Here is an 18,092-nt window from a genome sequence, read left to right as displayed (position 1 = left end):
CCATGTCGGTCGCCGAGCGCATCGATCTGCCGGAGGCGCCGGGCGGCGCCTCGGCCTGTCCCGCCTGCATCGCCGCCCCCTCGGCCGAACGGCTGGCCGCGATGGCGGGACCGGCGGGCGGGCGGCTTGTTCTCTCGCTGCCGACGGCCCATTGCGCGGCCTGCATGACCACCGTCGAAGGCGGGCTCGAGAAGCTGCCCGGCGTGCGCTCGGCGCGGGTGAACCTCACGCTGCGCCGGGTCTCGGTCGATGCCGAACCCCAGGTGACTGCGCCCGAGCTGATCGCGGCGCTGGATCGGCTGGGCTACGAGGCGCACGAACTCGATGCCGGCATGCTCTCGGCAACCGAGACCGACCGGCAAGGGCGCGACCTGCTGATGCGCCTCGGCGTCGCCGGCTTCTCGATGATGAACGTGATGCTCCTCTCGGTCGCCGTCTGGTCAGGGGCGGAGGCCGCGACACGCGACCTCTTCCACTGGATCTCGGCCGCGATCGCGCTGCCGACCGTCGTCTTCGCCGGCCAGCCCTTCTTCCGCAACGCCTGGACGGCGCTGCGGGCCCGGCGGCTCGGGATGGACGTGCCGATCTCGCTCGCCATCATCCTCGCCTCGTCGATCTCGCTCTTCGAGACCTTTCATTCAGGCCATCACGCCTATTTCGACGCGGCGGTGATGCTGACCTTCTTCCTGCTCGCCGGCCGCTACCTCGACCACCGAACCCGCGCCGTGGCGCGTTCCGCGGCCGAGGAGCTGGCGGCGCTCGAGGTGCCTCGCGCGATCCTGGTGCGGAACGGCGAGGAGGTCACGGTGCCGATCTCGGAACTCTCCGCCGGCGATCTCGTCCGGGTGCGGCCGGGCGGGCGGATGCCCGTTGACGGCGTGGTGACCGAGGGGTTCTCGGAACTCGACCGCTCGCTTCTGACCGGCGAGAGTCTCCCGGTGCCGGCGGGCCCCGCCACCGTGGTCTCGGCCGGCGAGGTCAACCTGACGGGTCCGCTTACGCTGCGGGTGACGGCTGCCGGGCGCGACAGTTCGCTGCACCGGATGGCCGATCTCGTGGCCGTGGCCGAAAGCGCCAAGACGCGCTACACCTCGCTCGCCGAACGCGCCTCGCGGCTCTATTCGCCGCTGGTCCATCTGCTGTCCTTCACCGCCTTCGGCGTCTGGATGTGGATCACGAAGGGCGACGTGCGGACCTCGATCAACATCTCGGCGGCGGTCCTGATCATCACCTGCCCCTGCGCGCTGGGGCTTGCCGTGCCCGCCGTGGTGACCGCGGCCAGCGGGCGGCTCTTCCGCAAGGGGCTGCTCATCAAGGACGGCACCGCGCTCGAGCGTCTGGCCGAGGTGGATACGGTGGTCTTCGACAAGACCGGCACCCTGACGCTTGGCACGCCGCAGCCCACCGACCTGTCTGCGCTATCGCGGGCCGAACTCGCGGTTGCGGCGGGGCTCGCCGCGGCTTCGTCGCATCCGCTGGCCATGGCGCTCGCCGCGGCCGCGCGGGACATGGTGCTGCCGGCCGTGCGGATCGACGACCTGCGAGAGGTGCCGGGCTTCGGCATCGAGGGGCGGCTCGACGGCCGCCCTGTCCGGCTCGGCCGCGCCGAATGGGTCGGCGCCGACCCCGAACCGGTGACCGCCACCTATCTTGCGCTGAATGGCGCCACGCGGGCGATCACCTTCATCGACCGCCTGCGCCCCGGCGCGGAAGAGGCGGTGCGGGCGTTGACGGGGCAGGGCAAGCGCATCCTGCTGCTCTCGGGGGATACGGAGCCTGCGGTGGCGGATCTTGCCCGCAGGCTCGGCATCCGTGAGTGGCAGTCGGGGCAGCTTCCCGCGGAAAAGGCCGCGCGGATCTCGGCGCTCACGGCCGAGGGGCGGCGCGTGCTGATGGTGGGCGACGGGCTCAACGACACGGCGGCCCTGGCCGCGGCCCATGTCTCGATTTCGCCCGCCTCGGCGCTCGACGCGGCGCGGGTCGCTTCGGACATCGTGCTTCTGGGGACGGACATGGCGCCCATTGCCGACGCCGGCCGCATCGCGGTCAGGGCCACACGGCGCATCCGCGAGAACTTCGCGATCTCGGCCGCATACAACGTGATCGCCGTGCCCATCGCGCTGGTGGGGCTTGCCACGCCCCTGGCCGCGGCGCTGGCCATGTCGCTGTCGTCGATCAGCGTCTCGCTCAACGCCCTGCGGGTGAAGTGATGGAGATCCTCGCCTATCTCATCCCCATCTCGCTCTTCCTCGGGGGGCTCGGTCTTGCGGCCTTCTTCTGGTCTTTGAAATCGCGCCAGTACGACGACCCTGAGGGCGATGCGAACCGCATCCTCAAGACGGATTACGACGAGCGTCCCCGGCAATAGAAGGCCAGTGTCCTCCGTCGACGCTCCGCCATGGAAAAGCAGAAGGCCCGCGAGTCGCCTCGCGGGCCCTTTCGTGCTTCGGGAGCGATTCGGCCTTCAGGGGCCGATGGCGAAGCACTGCACTGCACGGGCCTGCAGGCGGCGGCAAGCGAGGTCCGCCTGCTCCTGCGTGAGGCCCATGAAGTTCGCGTCATAGCCGCCGGGGCGGTCGATGATCTTGCGCAGCCCCTCGGAGAGCGTCCCGGTCTCGGCCAGCGCGATCTGCATCAGCTGGCGTTCGGCCGCCGTGCGTGACGGGAAGCGGCCCACATTCACGCCCCAGTGCCGGCCGCCCGAGGTTGACATCCGGGTGATGATCTCGGGCGAGGTCGGCACCGGAGAGGCGGCGGCAAGCTGCATGACCGGCCGGCTGCGCGGAGCGATGCCGGAATCGGAGCCCTCGCCACCGAATTCCACCGCCTGCGCCACCTGCATGGCCACGGCATCCTCGGCCGAGACCTGCGCCAGCGCGCTCTCGATTCCGCCCTTCATGGAACTCACGGCGGCTGCCGCGGCGATCGCGGCAGGCGAGCCCGGCCGCGCCAGCGGTCGCGGAGACCGCGTCAGCGCCGCGATCTGCATCGGCTGCTGTTGTGCAGCCTGTGCCGAAGCGACGGCCAGCGAATTGGTGTCGATGGGCGCGGGCTTGCGCACCTTCACATTCGCCGGCGCCTCGCGAAAACCGAGGTCGAGCAGATCGGCCATCTTGGCGTTGCGGTGTGCCGTGCTCTTGCCGCCGAAGACGGTCGCGATGATCCGCTTGTTGCCGCGCTGCGCCGAGGCCGTGAGGTTGTAGCCGGCCGGCGAGGTGTAGCCGGTCTTGATGCCGTCCGCGCCCTTGTAGGCGTCGAGGAAGCGGGTGTTGGTGTTGCGCACGGTCGTCACGCCCGCGTCGGCGGTGCGGCGGGAGAAGATGTTGTAGTACTGGGGGAAATCGAAGAACAGCCGCCGGCCCAGCACGTTCATGTCGTGCGCGGTCGAGAGGTGGCCCTCTGCCGTGAGCCCGTTGCAGTTCTTGAAGGTCGAGTTGGTCATGCCGATGGCCTTCGCGGTCCGGTTCATCCGGTCGGCAAAGGCGGCCTCCGAGCCACCGACCGCCTCGCAGATCGCGGTTGCGGCGTCATTGGCCGATTTCACCGCCGCGGCGCGGATCAGGTAGCGCAGCGCAATGCGCTGGCCGGTCTTGAGGCCGAGCTTCGAGGGCGGCTCCGCCGCGGCGTTTTTCGAGACCTTCACCATGCTGTCGAGCGAGATCTCTCCCCGCTGGATCGCCTGAAAGGTGATATACAGCGTCATCATCTTGGTGAGCGAGGCCGGATGCAGCCGGGTGTTCGCGTTCGTCTCGTAGAGCGTCTCGCCCGTTCGCGCGTCCATCACGGTGGCCGCGTAGGGAGCCGCAAGAGCCGCCTGCGTTGCGACGACCATGGCTGCGGCCACAAAAAGCACTTTCCGGACGTACTGCCCCAGTTGCGATGTCACGTCGCCTGTCCTTCTGCCTGCCTCGTTCCCGCCGGTTCTTTGCAGTCCGGTGAGTTTGTGATTTGAACCGACGCTACCACAGGAGGCGATTCAGGAAAACCCCCGAGTTTCAAGGGGTTTTGCTGCCCTTCTCAAGCTTTGTGGCAGATTTGGGGCGCTGCCCGTCAAGAACTTCAACTTACGGCAGATTCTCGTTAAGCCTCGCGACCAGATCGGCGAGCCCGCCCAGATCGGCGAGGGTGAAGAAGCGGGGATGTCCATTGGGCGGGTCGGCATGTTCCAGCGCCCATGTCAGCCCATGTGGAACGTGAACACCGAATCCTCCGGCCTCGATCGGCGGAAGAACGTCGGATTTCAGGGAGTTGCCGACCATGAGCGACCGCTCCGGTCCGTCGCCGTGCCGTCGGAAGATCCGGTCGTAGACGCGGGCATTCTTGTCCGAGACGATTTCGACCGCATCGAACATCTCGCCGAGCCCGGACTGGGCGAGTTTCCGCTCCTGGTCCAGAAGATCGCCCTTTGTGACCAGAATGACACGATATCCGTCCGCCAGGGCCTCCACCGCCTCGCGCGCATGGGGCAGAAGTTCGATCGGATGGGCCAGCATCTCCTGTCCGGCCGCGATGATCTCGCCGATCACGCCGGCGGGAACGCGCTGCTCCGTGACCTCGATCGCGGTCTCGATCATCGACAGCATGAAGCCCTTGATGCCGAATCCGTAGTGGCCGAGGTTGCGTCTCTCGGCGGCGAGAAGCCGCTCGTGCAGATGGTCGGAATCGACATGATCCGCGAGCAGGGTCGCAAAACGTTCCTGCGTCAGGCGGTAGAATGCCTCGTTCTGCCAGAGCGTGTCGTCCGCGTCGAACGCGATGGTGGTGATGTGCCGGTCCATGGCCGCCTCCCGTCGCCGCCGGATTAAGCTGCATTGCGGTCCGCGGGCAAGCCCGTCCGCGTCATGAGCGCCCCTTTCCGACGGGCAAAAACCGACTATACTGTTTCTCTCGCGAAACGCCCTCGAATCCGCCCATCGGCAGGAGCCACGACCTTGACCCTTCGTCCGCTTCAGATGTCCGACAAGACGGGCGACCCCGGCGACGACACGTCAATCCTGACCAAGACCCGCAGCAAGACCCAGCGGCCTCCCCTCTACAAGGTGCTGCTCTTGAACGACGACTATACGCCAATGGAATTCGTCGTGCATGTCCTCGAGCGGTTCTTCGGGCTAAGTCACGCGCAGGCCTTCGAGATCATGCTGACCGTCCACAAGAAGGGGCTGGCCGTGGTGGGCGTCTTCTCGTTCGAGGTCGCCGAGACGAAGGTCGCGCAGGTGATGGACTTCGCCCGGCGCCACCAGCATCCGCTTCAATGCACCATGGAAAAGGAATAGGCCTCCGGGCCTGCGGATGCGCTCTGCCCGACTGACACTGGCGCTCGAGACAGGCGCGGTCGTGCTGCCCGACAAGGGCAGCATCGTCGTCTATCGTCCACGGGCCGGAGACGATCTCTCCGCCCTGCCGAAGGACAGGCTCGTGCTGGTGCAGGGCTTCCGCCCGGACCACGACGCCTTCGCTGCGCAGGGCTACCGGGTCGCCGTCGCCGGCGGCACCGGACATGCGGCCGCGGTGGTCTGCATGCCGCGTGCGCGGGCCGAGGCGCGCGCGCTTCTGGCCGAGGCCGCGGCCTCGGTCGAACCCGGCGGGCTGATCGTCGTGGACGGGCAGAAGACCGACGGCATCGAATCGATCTGGCGGGATCTGGCCGAACGGCTTGCCGTCTCGGCGACCCTCTCCAAGGCCCATGGCAAGCTCTTCACCTTCGCCGCCGAACCGGGTCTCGAGGACTGGGCCGCGCACCCCGTCGAGATCGAGGGAGGTTTCCGCACGCTTCCCGGCATCTTCTCGGCCGATGCGCCGGATCGCGGCTCGCGTCTGCTGGTCGAGGCGCTTCCGGCGGATCTGTCGGGCCGGGTGGTCGATCTCGGGGCGGGGTGGGGATACCTGTCCCGCGCCGTGCTGAAGCGGCGCCCGGTGAAGCGGATCGACCTCGTCGAGGCCGAGCATGCGGCGCTGGACTGCGCGCGGCTCAACATCGCCGACGAACGCGCCCATTTCCATTGGGCCGATGCGACGCGCTTCCGCCTCTCGAAGCCGGCGGACCTCGTCGTCTGCAATCCGCCCTTCCACACCACGCGCGAGGCCGATCCCGCGCTCGGCATGGGTTTCCTGCAGGCCGCTGCGCGGCTTCTCGCGCCCACGGGGGCGCTCTGGCTGGTAGCCAACCGCCATCTGCCCTATGACCGCGGCCTCCGCGCGCTCTTCCGCGAGGTGGAGGACATCGGCGGCGATGCCGCCTTCAGGATCGTCCGCGCGTCCCGACCCGAGCGCGCGGCCGGCACATCTGCTTAACGGGAGCTCATCATGTCGCTCATCATCTCCGGCAAGACGGCCATCGTGACGGGGGCCGCGGCCGGCATCGGCCTCGCGGTGGCGCGGCACTTCGTGGACAAGGGCGCGAACGTGATGTTCGTGGACATGGACGAGGAGCGGCTGGCCGACCAGATCGGCGAGGAGGCGCGGGCGGAGAAGTCGGTCCGGATGTTCGCGGGCGACCTGCGCGAGAAGCTCACGATCACCAATCTCCTCTCGGCCACGATGGACGCCTTCGACCGGGTGGACATCCTCGTGAACGCAAGCCGCCAGCTTGCGCTGTCGGATCCTCTCTGCCCCGAGGAGGATGCCGTCGAGACGCTTCTCCAGCAGAACATGCTGACGAGCCTGCGCCTGACCCAGCTGACCGCCAAGCGAATGATCGCGCGGGCCGAGAAGAGCGAGGAGAAACCCTCGCAGGTGGGCTCGATCATCAACCTTTCCTCGATCGCCGCGATCCGCACCCAGCCCGAGCTGCTGGCCTATTCGATCAGCTGTGCCGCGGTCGAGCAGATGACGCGGTCAATGGCGGTGGCGCTGGCCTCGAAGGGCATCCGGGTGAACGCGGTCTCCTTCGGCTCGGTCATGAGCGCGAGCCTTCAGAACGCGCTGAAGGACAGCCCGGCGATGCGGGCGCAGATCACCGAGCGCACGCCGATGAAGCGCATCGCCTCTCCGGCAGAGATCGTCGAGACGGTGCAGTTCCTCGCCTCGGACGCTGCGGCCTTCATGACGGGGCAGGTGGTGACGATCGACGGCGGACGGAGCCTCATAGACCCGGCGTTGGCACCGGTGCACTGAGGCGGCTTCCCGGCCGGTCACTTCGCCTCGGGATAGGTCACCCTGCACTGCTGAACGGCTGGTCCGGCCGTTCGGGCCAGTTCGACCCGCTTGCGCTTCAACTGCTCCAGCGTCCGGGCTTCCGAGGCGAGGTCGATGGCCTTGGGCTGGCGCACCGTGTAGGGCACCTGATCGAAGCAGCGACGGGCCGGGTAGACGACCCGCTTGCCGTCTGGCCGGTAACGCACGATCGGCGGGCTGCACTGCACCCATTCGGTGCGGTAGTCCGTCACCTCCTCGATCGCATAGCCGCGGGCGAGGTTCAGCTCGCCCTCCTGGATCAGGTCGTCCACCACTCGCAGGTCCCGCGTCGCCTGCGAGATGCACCGCTCCTGCGGTGTGGCACAGGCGGCGAGCAGCGGCAGCACGAGGAGCGTCACGGCGTGTCTCATGTCGTTGAACCTAGCCCAATCCCCTTGCGACGCCAGATGATTCTGGCGGCGCGGTGCTCTCTGGATCCGCATCCGCGAAGCTGCTAGCCCTGATGTCAAAGCTTCGGGAGGAATGCATGAATGATGCGATGGAGGCGCAGAAGGCGCGGGCGTCGGACTGGTTTCGCGAGCTGAGGGACAGGATCCTCGCCGCCTTCGAGGGACTGGAGGATGCGGCAACGGGCGAGCAGCCGACGGATCCGGCGCCGGGCCGGTTCGAAGTCACCGAGACCACCCGCGAGTCGGGCGGCGGCGGGCTGATGAGCGTGCTGCGCGGCGGGCGCGTGTTCGAGAAGGTGGGTGTGAACGTCTCGACCGTGCATGGAACGCTGGCGCCCCGCGCGCAGCAGGCGATGGCCGCACGCGGCGTGCCGGGCATGGCCGAGGATCCGCGATTCTGGGCCTCTGGCATCAGCCTCGTGGCCCACATGCAGAACCCCCACGCGCCGGCCGTCCACATGAACACGCGGATGTTCTGGACGCCGCATGCGTGGTGGTTCGGCGGCGGCTCGGACCTCAACCCCTGCCTCGACTATGCCGAGGATACCGAGCATTTCCACGCCACACTCCGCGATGCCTGCGAGGCGCACGGACAGGACTACTACCCCCGGTTCAAGGCCTGGGCGGACGAGTATTTCTTCATACCCCATCGCGGCCGCGCGCGCGGTGTCGGCGGTATCTTCTACGACGATCTGAACAGCGGCGACTGGGAGGCGGACTTCGCCTTCACCCAGGCCGTCGGCAGCGCCTTCCTGCCTGCCTTCGTTCCGCTCGTCGAGCGCCGCATGGCCATGCCCTGGACCGAGGCCGACCGCGAGGCGCAGCTTGTCCACCGGGGGCTCTATGCCGAATACAACCTCGTCTACGACCGTGGCACGAAGTTCGGCCTTGAGACCGGGCACGACGCCAACGCCGTGCTGATGAGCCTGCCCCCGCTGGCGAAGTGGGTCTGACGGAGCCTCGGGGCCGGATTGGAACTGTAACGCGTCCACGCCCGGCTCCGCCGCTGGAGGCCTTCGGCCGAGGCTAATGGCGCTTGCTCAGGCCCTCACGCGAGGGGACGGCTTAAGCGCCCTCCCGCTGGGGTGGGCTTCCGTCACTCGCTGCAGACATAGACCGCGCCGCCCACGGCCACGACCGTGACGGCGGCGGCGGTGAGGGCGGCGGGGGCGGTCAGTGTGGCGAGCGCCGTGGCGCCGAGGTTCGAGAGGGCGGCCGAAACCGAGCCGGTCGTGCCCGAGAGCACTACCGCGCCGGCGCTGCTCTCGACGGCGCGGACGCCGTTCAGCGCCTGCCCCGCCGCTCCGGCCACCTTGCCCGCGGTATCGGCCGAGGCGTTCACCTTCTCGCAGAAGACGCCCGTGGGCTTCGCGCAGTTGAGGTAGGCGTCGCGCCTGCCCTCGGCGAAGCCGGTGTAGGTGTTGGCCTCGCGGTCGAACTGCAGGCAGAAGACCGAGCGTTCGCGGTCGTTCAGTCCCGGCGTCATGGCCCGCAGCGTGACATAGCCGGGACAGGTGATCCCGTCGTAGCCGCCGAGCCAGCGCTCGCGGACAGAGCGGTTGGCGCGGACGTCCTCGTCCTCGGTGTCGTAGGCGAGAGCGGTGGGAAAACCCTCGAGCGAGGTGAGGCAGGCCTCGGGCTTTGCCTGCACGGGGGCGGACAAAGCCAGGAGGAGGCCGGTCGCCAGGCCGAGGAAGAGGGGGCTGCGGTCGGTCCGCATGGGCACTCCGGGAAAGGTCAGGTCAACCTGTCGCGGGCGGGCTGCCGTGGCAACGGGGGGCGGCACACGGATGCGTGAGCCGCCCCGGATGCGTTACTTGCCGCGGATCGTCTCCATCAGCAGCGTCACATTCTCGGGATCGGCCTCCGGCGTGATGCCGTGGCCGAGGTTGAAGATGTGCGGGCCGTTCTTGAACGCCTCGACGACGCGCTTCGTGGCCTGCACCAGTTCCTCGCCGCCCGTCACCATGTATTTCGGATCGAGGTTGCCCTGAACGCAGGTCTTGCCCGCCTGCACCTTCTCGGCGGCCCATTCCGGGCTGACGGAGTTGTCGATGGCCACGCAGTCGGCCCCGGTCTTCTCGGCGAAGCCGATGTAGCCCTCGCCCGCCTCGCGCGGGAAGGCGATGACCGGCAGGCCCGGGAAGCGGGCCTTCAGCTCCGAGATGATCCGCTTGGCGGGTGCCACGGCAAAATCCTCGAAATCCTGGCCCTTGAGCGAGCCCGCCCAGCTGTCGAACAGCTTCACCACCTCGCAGCCGGCCTCGACCTGCTTGGCGAGATACTCGATGGTGGCCTCGGTCACCCGGTCCATGAGCGCCTCGAAGGCGGGACGGTCGGTGTCCTTCAGCTTATGCGCGGCGGCCTGATCCTTGCTGCCGCGGCCCGCGATCATGTAGGTCGCGACCGTCCAGGGCATCCCCGCGAAGCCGATGAAGGTTGTCTCCTTGGGAAGTTCGCGGGCGAGGATGCGGCAGGTTTCGTAGACCGGCGCAAGCTTCTCGTGGATGTCGTCGCGGCCCTTGAGCGCGTTCACGCCCGCCATGTCGGTGATCGTCGACATGCGCGGCCCCTCGCCGGTTTCGAACCACAGGTCCGCCCCCAGCGCCTGCGGCAGGAGCAGGATGTCGGCAAAGAGGATCGCCGCGTCGAAGCCGAAGCGGCGGATCGGCTGGAGCGTCACTTCCGCCGCGAGATCCGGCGTGTAGCAGAGCGAGAGGAAGTCCCCCGCCTGGGCGCGCGTGGCGCGGTATTCCGGCAGATAGCGCCCCGCCTGACGCATGAGCCAGATGGGAGGCGTGGGCAGCGTCTCGCCCTTCAGCGCACGCAGCATCGTCTTGGTCATGGGGTGCTCCTTCTCAGCTTGCCTGCTGGTTCCCAAGCTGAGCATGGGATGTCAATATGGGGAGTTGTCAGGGCAAATGGACAGCGATAACCAAATCCGCATGACACACTCCATGCCCACCCCCGCTGAACCCCTCAAGATCGGCACGCGCGGCTCGCCGCTTGCGCTGGCTCAGGCCTACGAGACCCGCAGCCGCCTGTCGGCCGCCTTCTCGCTGCCGGAAGAGGCATTCGAAATCGTGGTCATAAAAACCACAGGTGACAAGGTCTTGGACCGCCCGCTCAAGGAGATCGGCGGCAAGGGCCTGTTCACCCGCGAGATCGAGGAGGCCCTGCTTTCGGGGGGAATCGATATCGCGGTCCATTCGATGAAGGACATGCCGACGATCCAGCCCGAGGGGCTGATCCTCGACACCTACCTGCCGCGCGAGGATACGCGGGATGCCTTCATCACCTTCGCCGAGGGGGGGCTGGCGGATTTGCCGCAGGGGGCCACGGTCGGCTCGTCGAGCCTCCGCCGCCGCGCGCAACTCCTGAACAAGCGGCCGGACCTGCAGGTGGTCGAGTTCCGCGGGAACCTCCAGACCCGTCTGAAGAAGCTGAACGACGGGGTGGCGCGGGGCACCTTCCTCGCGATGGCCGGTCTGAACCGGCTGAAGATGGACGACGTGCCGCGGGTGGCGATCGAACCCGAGGAGATGCTCTCGGCCGTGGCGCAGGGCGCCATCGGGATCGAGCGCCGGATTGACGATCCGCGCGCGCAGGAGATGCTGGCGGCCATCCACGACGTGCCGACCGGACACCGGCTCGCGGCCGAGCGCAGCTACCTGCTGAAGCTCGACGGATCCTGCGAGACGCCCATCGCGGGCCTCGCGGTGCTGGAAGGCGACGGGATCTGGCTGCGCGGCGAGATCCTGCGGCCGGATGGCTCGGAGTCGCTCACGGGCGAGATCCGCGGCGGCATCGCCGATGCCGCGGCAATCGGGGCCGAGCTGGCCTCGGATCTCCTCGGCCGTGCGCCGAAGGACTTCTTCAGCTGGCGCTGAGCCGGCCGGGCATGGAAGACGGAAAGGGCGGTCCTCGGGCCGTCCTTTTCCATTTCGGCCAGCGCGTCGGGTGCGGCTACGCGCCGGGCTCTGGAGCAGGCTTTATCCGACTGTCCTCCGGAGCGGTTCGAGCGGAGCGGGCTCGCCGCGCAACCCCATGCCGCGCGGGGCATGTCTCCTCCTTCGGGCATATCCTCGGACCGTGCGGCTGCATGAAAGGTCGCGACATAATCTTTCGTGGGTGCGTCAACAGGCGCTATCGGCGTGAACCGGTTCGCTGCTAACCTCTGGATATGACGGCACGGTGCCGCCGGGGTGCCCTTCATGTCCCAGGTCGATGCAGCCTCTCCCTCCGCAGATCCCTTCCAGGAAGTGATCCGGGTCGCGCTACGCGAGCCGCCGGTCAGGGTCAGGCCCCTGCCGCTGCCGGATGGCGACCAGCTATGGCTCAAGCGCATCGAGGATCTGACCCACCGCGCCTGGCAGAGGAAAGGCGACATGCGCCGCCTTCTGCGGCGCGAGCGCGAGGCTTTCCAGCGGATGGCCGAGGCGGGCCTTCCGGTCGGCGAGGTGGTCGACGGCCATGCCGACTGGCTGGTGACACGCGACGCCGGCGCGAACCTGCGCCACCTGCTGCGCTCACCCGATGTGCGCATGCGCGAGCGGACGGAAGCCTTCGCCGCTGCGGGCGAGGCGCTGGCGAGGCTTCACCGCGCGGGCTTCACCCACGGCCGACCCACGGTCCGGGCGATCTGCTGGGATGGGGACGCGGTGCGCTTCATCAGCCTGTCGCACTGGTCCGAGAGGCGCCGCCGCCGGCGCCACTTCGCGCTCGACGTGCTGATCTTCATCCACTCGTGTCTCTGTGCCGACCGCAAGTCGCATGACGTGCTGGGCGTGGCGCTCAACGCCTACCTCGCCCATGCGCCCGAGGGCACCTGGCGGTCGGTCCGCCGAATGGCGATGCTGCTCGGCATGATCGCGCCAGCCGCAGCCGCCCTCCGCCTCGCGAGGCCCGGTTCGCGCGGATTGAACGCCCTGCCCCTGGCGCTGGCCTATGTGACCGAGCGCAAGCGGAGGCCCTGAGTCGAGGGGAAGCAAGCGGCCTGCGGTGATCGCGCGGGCCGGACCCGCGTCTCGACACGGTTGACCGTCACCGGACCCTCCGGCGAAGACCGGCAAGAGCGTCCGCTTGGCCCATGTTTCGTCGGCAGTCCGTCTCCGCCGAGTCTCGTGCCTCTCCGGCTTTAGCCGGGACTGGGATACCGCGGTTTCCGCGCCCGATCATGGCGTTGCAACACCCCTGCCGTTCGCGCCTCATCCGTGGCATCGTGGCGCCGCATGGCAGTGGCGGAGGTTCGGCGTGGGCGAGGGGTTCCTGATCCTCATGGGGCTGGTGCTGGTCGCGGCCGTCGTCGGCACGCCGGTGGCGACGGTCCTGCTGCTCGTCCGGCAACGGAGACTGACCGCCCGCCTCGCCGCCTTGGAAGCGGCCTTCGCAGCCGCGACGCATCCGGCATCCCCGGTTCCGCCCCTCCACCGGCAGAGCATCCCCGAGGCGGCACCGGAGGACGCGCCGGCTCCGCCGCCCGGCCCTTCCATGCCGGAGCCCGAAGAACTGGCCGATACCAGCGCACCATGGCGCAGGCCGGATGCCGTCCCGACCGCCCCGAACGCCGGCGCAGAGGGCTCCGAGGGGGCGCCGGCACGCGATCTGCCCCGCGCTCCTGCCGCGCCCGGCCGCCTCGCCGCGCTCCTGACCTGGCTGCGGAGCAACTGGGCCTTCACGCTTTCGGCGATGTCGCTCGCGCTCGCGGGCATCTTCTTCGTCCAGTACGGGATCGAGCAGGGCCTGCTGCCGCCCGCGCTTCGCGTCGCGGCCGCCATCGCCTTCGGTCTCGGCCTCGTGACGGCCGGCGAGTGGATCCGGCGGCGCGGCGGCGACGGAGAGGAAGCGCCGGCGCTTCTGCTGCCCTCGACCTTCTCGGCAGCGGGCATCGTGTCGGTCTACGGCGGCGTCGTGGCAGGCCGGCTGCTCTATGGTCTCTACGGACCCGGAGTCTCCTTCGCCGGGCTGGTGGCGACCACGCTCGGGGCGGTATTGCTTGGCTGGCGGCATGGCCCCTTCCTCGTCGCGACGGGACTCGTTGGTGCAGGTGCAGCACCCTTTCTCGTCGCGGGCGGCGAAGGAGCCACGGCCGCGCTCTACCCCTATTACGTCCTCGTGGCCTTCCTCGGCCTCGCCGTGGATGCCTTCCGGGGCTGGCGCTGGGTCTCCGTTCTGGCGCTCGTCATCGGGACTGGCGGTGCGGCGCTCATGCATCTGGGCGGAGCAGGGCAGGAGGGCTGGGCGCTGGCGCTGGCAGCATTCGTTGTGCTCGCCATCGTCGTCCCGGGCCGCGCGCCGATCCCGGAACATGGACCGCCGGCGATGAGCGACCGGCTCTTGAACAGGCTGTTCGCGAGCGACTGGCCGGGGCCGGAGGGTCTCTCGTTCGGCGTGCAGCTGGCGCTGGGGATGGTCACGGCTGCGACGCTCGCTCTCTGGCTGACGGTCGACGGATTCTGGTCCTTCGGAATGCTGGCGGCGCTCTCCCTGGGGCTCGTGCTGCTGGGGCTGCGCGCGCCGGGGATCGGCGACCTCGCGATCGTGCCCGCTGCGGCCTTTCTCGCGCGGCTCTGGACCGACGAGGCGATGGCTGCGCGATTCTCCGCCCTCGCGACTGCCCTGCGCGAGCCCGAGTCGGCGCCCCCCGCGACCGTCACGGCGCTGCTCGCGCTGGCGGCGCTGATGTCGGCGGCCTTCGCCGGGCGCGCCTGGGGCAGCCTCAGGCGCCCGCTCGCGCTTTCTGCGGTGCTCGTGGCGCCGATGGCAGCGGCCCTCCTCGAATTCCGCTGGCAGCCTGCAGCGGTGCTCGGACCGCTGCCCTGGGCGCTGCATGTGATGGCGGTGGCCGCGCTGATGACCTGGTTCGCCTCGCGCTGGTCGGTGCTCAAGGACCGGCGACCGATGGCCTGGGCGATCCTTTCGGCGCTTGCGACCGTGGCGCTTGCCCTTTTCCTGCTTCTCGACGCGGCGGCGCTGACGCTTGCGCTGGCCGTGCTGGCCGTGGCGGCCGCCTGGCTCGACCGGCGGCTCGACCTTCTCGAGATGGGCTGGTTCCTGCAGATCGGCGTCGCCGCGATCAGCTATCGGCTGGTGGTCGACCCGGGCCTCGGCTGGGCCGAGACCGCGGCCACGCTGCCGATGCTCGCAGCCTTCCTCGGCGCCATCGCGGCCGTTCTTGCGGCGCGGCACCTGCTGCCCGCCGGGCGCAGGCTGGAGCGCGCGGTGGCCGAAAGCGCCGCAGCCGCCTGGGCGGCACTCCTTGTCGATGTGCTCTTCCTGCGCCGCTTCCACGCTCTGGGGCCGCTCGAATCGGCCGGAACGCACTGGTTCCTCGCCCTGCAGGCGCTGCCGTGGCTGGCCGTGGCGGCGGCGCAGCTCTGGCGGCTTGGCGCAGGCGGGCGGATCGACATCCTGCGCCGGATCTTCGCCGCGGCGGCCTTCGTGCTTGCGCTGATCCCGCTGACCCTCGCGGCCACCACGGGCAATCCGCTGGTCGCGGGGGCACAGGGCGAGATCCTCGGCCCGCCGCTTCTCGACACGCTGGCCCTCGCCTACGCCCTTCCGGGGGCGCTCTTCCTGCTGGCTGCGCTGCGCCTTCCGGGCCTCGGGCGAATGCGCTTCGCGCTCGGAGCGCTTGGCGGCGCGTTTCTCCTGCTCTGGACGGTGCTCGAGATCCGGCGGCTCTGGCATGGGCCCCGCATCGATGGGCCGGAGGTGCTGCAGGGCGAGCTCTACAGCTACACCCTCGCGCTGCTCCTCGCCGGCGCGGCGCTTCTCTGGCAGGCCGTGGGTCGCCGGTCGGAACTGCTGCGCCGCGTGGCGATGGGGGTGATCGCGCTGACGGTCGCGAAGGTGTTCCTCTGGGATGCGGCCGGTCTGTCGGGCCTCGTCCGGGTGTTCAGCTTCTTCTGCCTCGGCCTCGTGCTGGCGGGGATGGCCTGGCTGAACGCGATGGTGCGCCGGGCCATGGCGGGCGATCAGGGCAGCAGCTGAAGCCAGAACCAGATGGTGAGGATCGAGACGGCCGTCGCGATCAGCACGGCCGAGGCGGTGACCCGTTTCGCCACGCCGTAGACGTTCGAGAAGAGATAGGCGTTCACCCCGGGCGCCATGGCCGCCGTGACGACGGCAGAACGGATCTGCGCGGTATCGAGCCCGAACACATGGCGCCCGAGGAGCCATGCCACCGTCGGATGGACGATCAGGGACAGCGCCGCAATCATGCCGATCAGCTTCATGTCGCCCTCGGGCCGGTAGCGCAGCAGCACGCCGCCGAGACCGAAGAGCGCCGTCGGCAGCGCGGCGCGACTCATCATGTCGACCGCGGCCGAGAGAGCGCCGGGCAGCGCGAGGCCCGAGAGGTTGACGAGGAAGCCGAGCGAGATGCCGATCACCAGCGGCTGGCTGAAGATGGCCCGGACCACCTGTCGGGCCAGCCGCGGTTTCGACAGGCCCAGCCCGTGCGAGCGCACCAGTTCCATGAAGGTGATGCCGAAGCCGTAGAGCAGCGGCGAATGGATCGAGATGATCGCGTAGTTCGCGGCCAGTGCCTCGTGCCCATAGGCGCGCTCGGTGATCGGCAGGCCGAGGAGCAGCGAGTTCGAGAAGAGGCAGGCGAAGCCGATGGCGACGCAATCCTCGAGCGGCCGGCGGGCAAGGTAGCGTGCGCCGGCGAAGCCCAGCCCGAAGCCGGTGAAGGCCCCGGCATAGAACGAGGCGAAGAGCCCGAGGTCGTAGTTCGCCGCAAGATCCAGCCGCGCGATCGACGAGAAGAGCAGGCAGGGCACGGCGAAGTTCTGCGCAAAGCGCATGATGCCGTCCACGGCGACATCGCCGATCAGGCCCGCGCGCGCGGCGGCATAGCCGAAGCCGATGACGAGGAAGACCGGCAGGATGACGTCGATCAGCGCGCTCATGCGGCGAGGTCGAACGAGAGCCCGTCATAAGCCGGCACGACATGCCCCGGCAGTTCGGCTGCGAGCGTGGCGTAGTCGAGGTCGATGTGCATGTTCGTGAGGATCGCCTTCGCGGGCCGGGCGCGCGCGATCCACTCCAGCGCCAGATCGAGATGGGCGTGGGTCGGGTGCGGGCGCCGCCGCAGCGTGTCGAGCACCCACATCTCGAGCCCTTCCAGATGCGCCCAGGCCTCCTCCGGGATCGCGACCACGTCGGGCAGGTAGGCCATGGCGCCCACGCGGAAGCCGAGCGCCTCGGTCGGTCCGTGGCTGACCTCGAACGGCTCGAGCCGGATCGTGCCGCCGGCGCCGTGCACCTCGAAGGGGCCGTCGATCGTGTTTAGGTCGAGGATCGGCGGATAGAGCGAGTCCGGGGGTTGCACGAAGGCATAGCCGAAGCGGTTCACCAGCGCGTCCTGCGTGACCGGATCGGCCCAGACCGGCAGGCGCTTCTTCATGTTGAAGACGATCTGGCGCAGGTCGTCGATGCCATGCACATGGTCCGCATGGGCATGGGTCCAGGCCACGGCATCGAGCTCGCCCACGCCCGCATCCAGAAGCTGCGGATGCATGTCTGGCGAGGTGTCGATCAGCACCCGCGTCGTGCCGCCTTCGTCGATCCTCTCGACCAGCAGCGAGCAGCGGCGGCGGCGGTTTCTCGGGTCGCTCGGGTCGCAGTCGCCCCAGAGCCCGCCCAGCCGGGGCACCCCACCGGAAGATCCGCAGCCGAGGATGGTGCAGTGCAGCCGCGCCATCAGGCGGCGGCCTTGGCGAAGAGGCGGTCGAAATTGGCCGAGGTGGCGGCCGCGAAGTCGGCGAGGCTCAGGCCGAAGACCTCGGCGCCCTTCGCCGCCGTATGGGCGGTGTAGGCGGGCTCGTTCCGCCTGCCGCGGAAGGGCGGGGGGGCGAGATAGGGGCTGTCGGTCTCGAGCAGGATGCGCTCGAGCGGAGCCGCCGCAAAGATGGCGCGCAGGTCGCCCGACTTCGGGAAGGCCGCGATGCCGGACATCGAGAGGTAGAAGCCAAGGTCCAGCGCCGCCTGCGCAAGCCCGGCCCCCGACGAGAAGCAGTGCATGACGCAGGAATAGGCGCCGGCGCGATGCTCCTCGGCCAGGATGCGCGCCATGTCGGCATCGGCATCGCGGGCGTGGATGATCAGCGGCAGGCCCGTGCGCCGCGCGGCCTCGATGTGGACGCGCAGGCTTTCCTGCTGCACGGGCGCGCTTTCCGGCGTGTAGTGATAGTCGAGCCCGCTCTCGCCGATGCCCACGAACTTCGGATGCGCGGCCAGCGCCACCAGTTCCTCGACCGTCGCCATCGGCTCTTCGGCGGCGCTCATCGGATGGGTGCCAGCGGCGTAGAAGACGCCCTCATGCGCCTCGGCGATGGCGCGGACACGCGGCTCGTTCCGCAGGCGGGTGCAGATCGTGACCATCCGCGTGACCCCGGCCGCCCGCGCGCGGTCGATCACTGCGGAATGCTCGCCATCGAAGTCGGGAAAGTCCAGATGGCAATGGCTGTCGACGATCTGGGGGGGAGTTTCGGGCGTCATCAG

The 18,092-nt window shown here is 69.2% G+C and carries 17 protein-coding genes; 9 read left to right on the top strand and 8 right to left on the bottom strand.

Features of this window, described 5'->3' with window-relative positions; translation table 11 throughout:
* Positions 1-2 precede the first annotated feature (2 nt).
* Together ACTVZP_RS10925 and ccoS are read left to right on the top strand one after the other, a co-directional pair.
* Positions 3-2,210, top strand: coding sequence for a heavy metal translocating P-type ATPase (locus tag ACTVZP_RS10925; protein WP_443212184.1), 2,208 nt, complete (start codon positions 3-5; stop codon positions 2,208-2,210).
* Positions 2,210-2,368, top strand: coding sequence for a cbb3-type cytochrome oxidase assembly protein CcoS (gene ccoS / locus ACTVZP_RS10920; RefSeq protein ID WP_443212183.1), 159 nt, complete (start codon positions 2,210-2,212; stop codon positions 2,366-2,368). Before ACTVZP_RS10925 ends, ccoS begins: the two co-directional genes overlap by 1 nt.
* A gap of 96 nt (positions 2,369-2,464) precedes the next feature.
* On the opposite strand, the gene ACTVZP_RS10915 is transcribed toward ccoS, so the two are convergent.
* Both ACTVZP_RS10915 and ACTVZP_RS10910 read right to left on the bottom strand, forming a co-directional pair.
* A complete protein-coding gene (locus tag ACTVZP_RS10915; RefSeq protein ID WP_443212182.1) occupies positions 2,465-3,886 on the bottom strand; it encodes a D-alanyl-D-alanine carboxypeptidase family protein in 1,422 nt (473 codons plus the stop codon).
* Positions 3,887-4,064: 178 nt separating this feature from the next.
* Positions 4,065-4,778: an HAD family hydrolase gene (locus tag ACTVZP_RS10910; RefSeq protein ID WP_443212181.1), complete on the bottom strand. Its 714-nt coding sequence runs from the start codon at positions 4,776-4,778 to the stop codon at positions 4,065-4,067.
* A gap of 174 nt (positions 4,779-4,952) precedes the next feature.
* On the opposite strand from ACTVZP_RS10910, the gene clpS reads away from it, so the two are divergent.
* Genes clpS through ACTVZP_RS10895 form a run of 3 tightly spaced genes read left to right on the top strand, consistent with a single transcriptional unit; the run spans position 4,953 to position 7,113 of the window.
* On the top strand, positions 4,953-5,273 hold the full coding sequence (clpS, locus tag ACTVZP_RS10905) for an ATP-dependent Clp protease adapter ClpS (RefSeq protein ID WP_443212308.1): 321 nt from the start codon (positions 4,953-4,955) through the stop codon (positions 5,271-5,273).
* Between the two features lie 16 nt (positions 5,274-5,289).
* Entirely contained in the window at positions 5,290-6,291 is a 1,002-nt protein-coding gene (locus tag ACTVZP_RS10900; RefSeq protein WP_443212180.1) for a class I SAM-dependent methyltransferase, read from the top strand.
* Positions 6,292-6,303: 12 nt separating this feature from the next.
* Positions 6,304-7,113: an SDR family NAD(P)-dependent oxidoreductase gene (locus ACTVZP_RS10895; RefSeq protein WP_443212179.1), complete on the top strand. Its 810-nt coding sequence runs from the start codon at positions 6,304-6,306 to the stop codon at positions 7,111-7,113.
* 17 nt (positions 7,114-7,130) lie between these two features.
* On the opposite strand, the gene ACTVZP_RS10890 is transcribed toward ACTVZP_RS10895, so the two are convergent.
* Positions 7,131-7,544 (bottom strand): hypothetical protein, encoded by a 414-nt coding sequence (locus tag ACTVZP_RS10890; protein ID WP_443212178.1) that lies wholly within the window; start codon positions 7,542-7,544, stop codon positions 7,131-7,133.
* A 116-nt stretch (positions 7,545-7,660) separates the two neighbouring features.
* Between ACTVZP_RS10890 and hemF the strand changes: the two genes are divergently transcribed.
* Positions 7,661-8,536 (top strand): oxygen-dependent coproporphyrinogen oxidase, encoded by an 876-nt coding sequence (gene hemF / locus ACTVZP_RS10885; protein ID WP_443212177.1) that lies wholly within the window; start codon positions 7,661-7,663, stop codon positions 8,534-8,536.
* 143 nt (positions 8,537-8,679) lie between these two features.
* Here hemF and ACTVZP_RS10880 read toward each other — a convergent pair whose 3' ends face one another.
* Positions 8,680-9,303, bottom strand: coding sequence for a hypothetical protein (locus tag ACTVZP_RS10880; protein WP_443212176.1), 624 nt, complete (start codon positions 9,301-9,303; stop codon positions 8,680-8,682).
* 93 nt (positions 9,304-9,396) lie between these two features.
* The gene (gene hemE / locus ACTVZP_RS10875; RefSeq protein WP_443212175.1) at positions 9,397-10,428 is read right to left on the bottom strand and encodes a uroporphyrinogen decarboxylase; all 1,032 of its coding nucleotides are present in this window, start codon (positions 10,426-10,428) and stop codon (positions 9,397-9,399) included.
* A 76-nt stretch (positions 10,429-10,504) separates the two neighbouring features.
* Here hemE and hemC point away from each other — a divergent pair, with 76 nt between their 5' ends.
* The 3 genes from hemC to ACTVZP_RS10860 all read left to right on the top strand — a co-directional run bounded on the left by hemC (position 10,505) and on the right by ACTVZP_RS10860 (position 15,575).
* Positions 10,505-11,473, top strand: coding sequence for a hydroxymethylbilane synthase (hemC, locus tag ACTVZP_RS10870; protein ID WP_443212174.1), 969 nt, complete (start codon positions 10,505-10,507; stop codon positions 11,471-11,473).
* Positions 11,474-11,797: 324 nt separating this feature from the next.
* Positions 11,798-12,559, top strand: a complete 762-nt coding sequence (locus ACTVZP_RS10865) for a serine/threonine protein phosphatase (protein WP_443212173.1) — start codon at positions 11,798-11,800, stop codon at positions 12,557-12,559.
* A 277-nt stretch (positions 12,560-12,836) separates the two neighbouring features.
* Positions 12,837-15,575, top strand: coding sequence for a DUF2339 domain-containing protein (locus tag ACTVZP_RS10860; protein WP_443212172.1), 2,739 nt, complete (start codon positions 12,837-12,839; stop codon positions 15,573-15,575).
* Here the strand turns inward: ACTVZP_RS10860 and ACTVZP_RS10855 are convergent.
* The 3 genes from ACTVZP_RS10855 to ACTVZP_RS10845 are packed head-to-tail and all read right to left on the bottom strand — an operon-like array spanning position 15,560 to position 18,089.
* Entirely contained in the window at positions 15,560-16,498 is a 939-nt protein-coding gene (locus ACTVZP_RS10855) for an AEC family transporter (protein ID WP_443212171.1), read from the bottom strand. The two genes, ACTVZP_RS10860 and ACTVZP_RS10855, sit on opposite strands and share 16 nt — an antisense overlap.
* The gene (locus tag ACTVZP_RS10850; RefSeq protein WP_443212170.1) at positions 16,495-17,292 is read right to left on the bottom strand and encodes an MBL fold metallo-hydrolase; all 798 of its coding nucleotides are present in this window, start codon (positions 17,290-17,292) and stop codon (positions 16,495-16,497) included. The genes ACTVZP_RS10855 and ACTVZP_RS10850 overlap by 4 nt, the downstream gene beginning before the upstream one ends.
* Positions 17,292-18,089 (bottom strand): TatD family hydrolase, encoded by a 798-nt coding sequence (locus ACTVZP_RS10845; RefSeq protein ID WP_443212169.1) that lies wholly within the window; start codon positions 18,087-18,089, stop codon positions 17,292-17,294. The genes ACTVZP_RS10850 and ACTVZP_RS10845 overlap by 1 nt, the downstream gene beginning before the upstream one ends.
* Between the last annotated feature and the right edge of the window lie 3 nt (positions 18,090-18,092).

The sequence above is a fragment of the Rhodobacter sp. NSM genome (genome assembly GCF_052244495.1).
GTDB lineage: Bacteria > Pseudomonadota > Alphaproteobacteria > Rhodobacterales > Rhodobacteraceae > Cereibacter_A.
The sequence above is the reverse complement of the archived record's forward strand: the minus strand, read 5'-3'. Positions and strand labels throughout refer to the sequence as shown.

What these genes read in the sequence shown, in the direction of transcription:
- hemE (WP_443212175.1), bottom strand. Translation starts at nt 10,428, where the DNA reads ATGACCAAGACGATGCTGCGTGCGCTGAAGGGCGAGACGCTGCCCACG.
- ACTVZP_RS10890 (WP_443212178.1), bottom strand. Translation starts at nt 7,544, where the DNA reads ATGAGACACGCCGTGACGCTCCTCGTGCTGCCGCTGCTCGCCGCCTGT.
- ACTVZP_RS10850 (WP_443212170.1), bottom strand. Translation starts at nt 17,292, where the DNA reads ATGGCGCGGCTGCACTGCACCATCCTCGGCTGCGGATCTTCCGGTGGG.
- ACTVZP_RS10845 (WP_443212169.1), bottom strand. Translation starts at nt 18,089, where the DNA reads ATGACGCCCGAAACTCCCCCCCAGATCGTCGACAGCCATTGCCATCTG.
- ACTVZP_RS10925 (WP_443212184.1), top strand. Translation starts at nt 3, where the DNA reads ATGTCGGTCGCCGAGCGCATCGATCTGCCGGAGGCGCCGGGCGGCGCC.
- clpS (WP_443212308.1), top strand. Translation starts at nt 4,953, where the DNA reads ATGTCCGACAAGACGGGCGACCCCGGCGACGACACGTCAATCCTGACC.
- ACTVZP_RS10910 (WP_443212181.1), bottom strand. Translation starts at nt 4,778, where the DNA reads ATGGACCGGCACATCACCACCATCGCGTTCGACGCGGACGACACGCTC.
- ccoS (WP_443212183.1), top strand. Translation starts at nt 2,210, where the DNA reads ATGGAGATCCTCGCCTATCTCATCCCCATCTCGCTCTTCCTCGGGGGG.
- ACTVZP_RS10900 (WP_443212180.1), top strand. Translation starts at nt 5,290, where the DNA reads ATGCGCTCTGCCCGACTGACACTGGCGCTCGAGACAGGCGCGGTCGTG.
- ACTVZP_RS10895 (WP_443212179.1), top strand. Translation starts at nt 6,304, where the DNA reads ATGTCGCTCATCATCTCCGGCAAGACGGCCATCGTGACGGGGGCCGCG.
- hemF (WP_443212177.1), top strand. Translation starts at nt 7,661, where the DNA reads ATGAATGATGCGATGGAGGCGCAGAAGGCGCGGGCGTCGGACTGGTTT.
- ACTVZP_RS10855 (WP_443212171.1), bottom strand. Translation starts at nt 16,498, where the DNA reads ATGAGCGCGCTGATCGACGTCATCCTGCCGGTCTTCCTCGTCATCGGC.
- hemC (WP_443212174.1), top strand. Translation starts at nt 10,505, where the DNA reads ATGGACAGCGATAACCAAATCCGCATGACACACTCCATGCCCACCCCC.
- ACTVZP_RS10880 (WP_443212176.1), bottom strand. Translation starts at nt 9,303, where the DNA reads ATGCGGACCGACCGCAGCCCCCTCTTCCTCGGCCTGGCGACCGGCCTC.
- ACTVZP_RS10865 (WP_443212173.1), top strand. Translation starts at nt 11,798, where the DNA reads ATGTCCCAGGTCGATGCAGCCTCTCCCTCCGCAGATCCCTTCCAGGAA.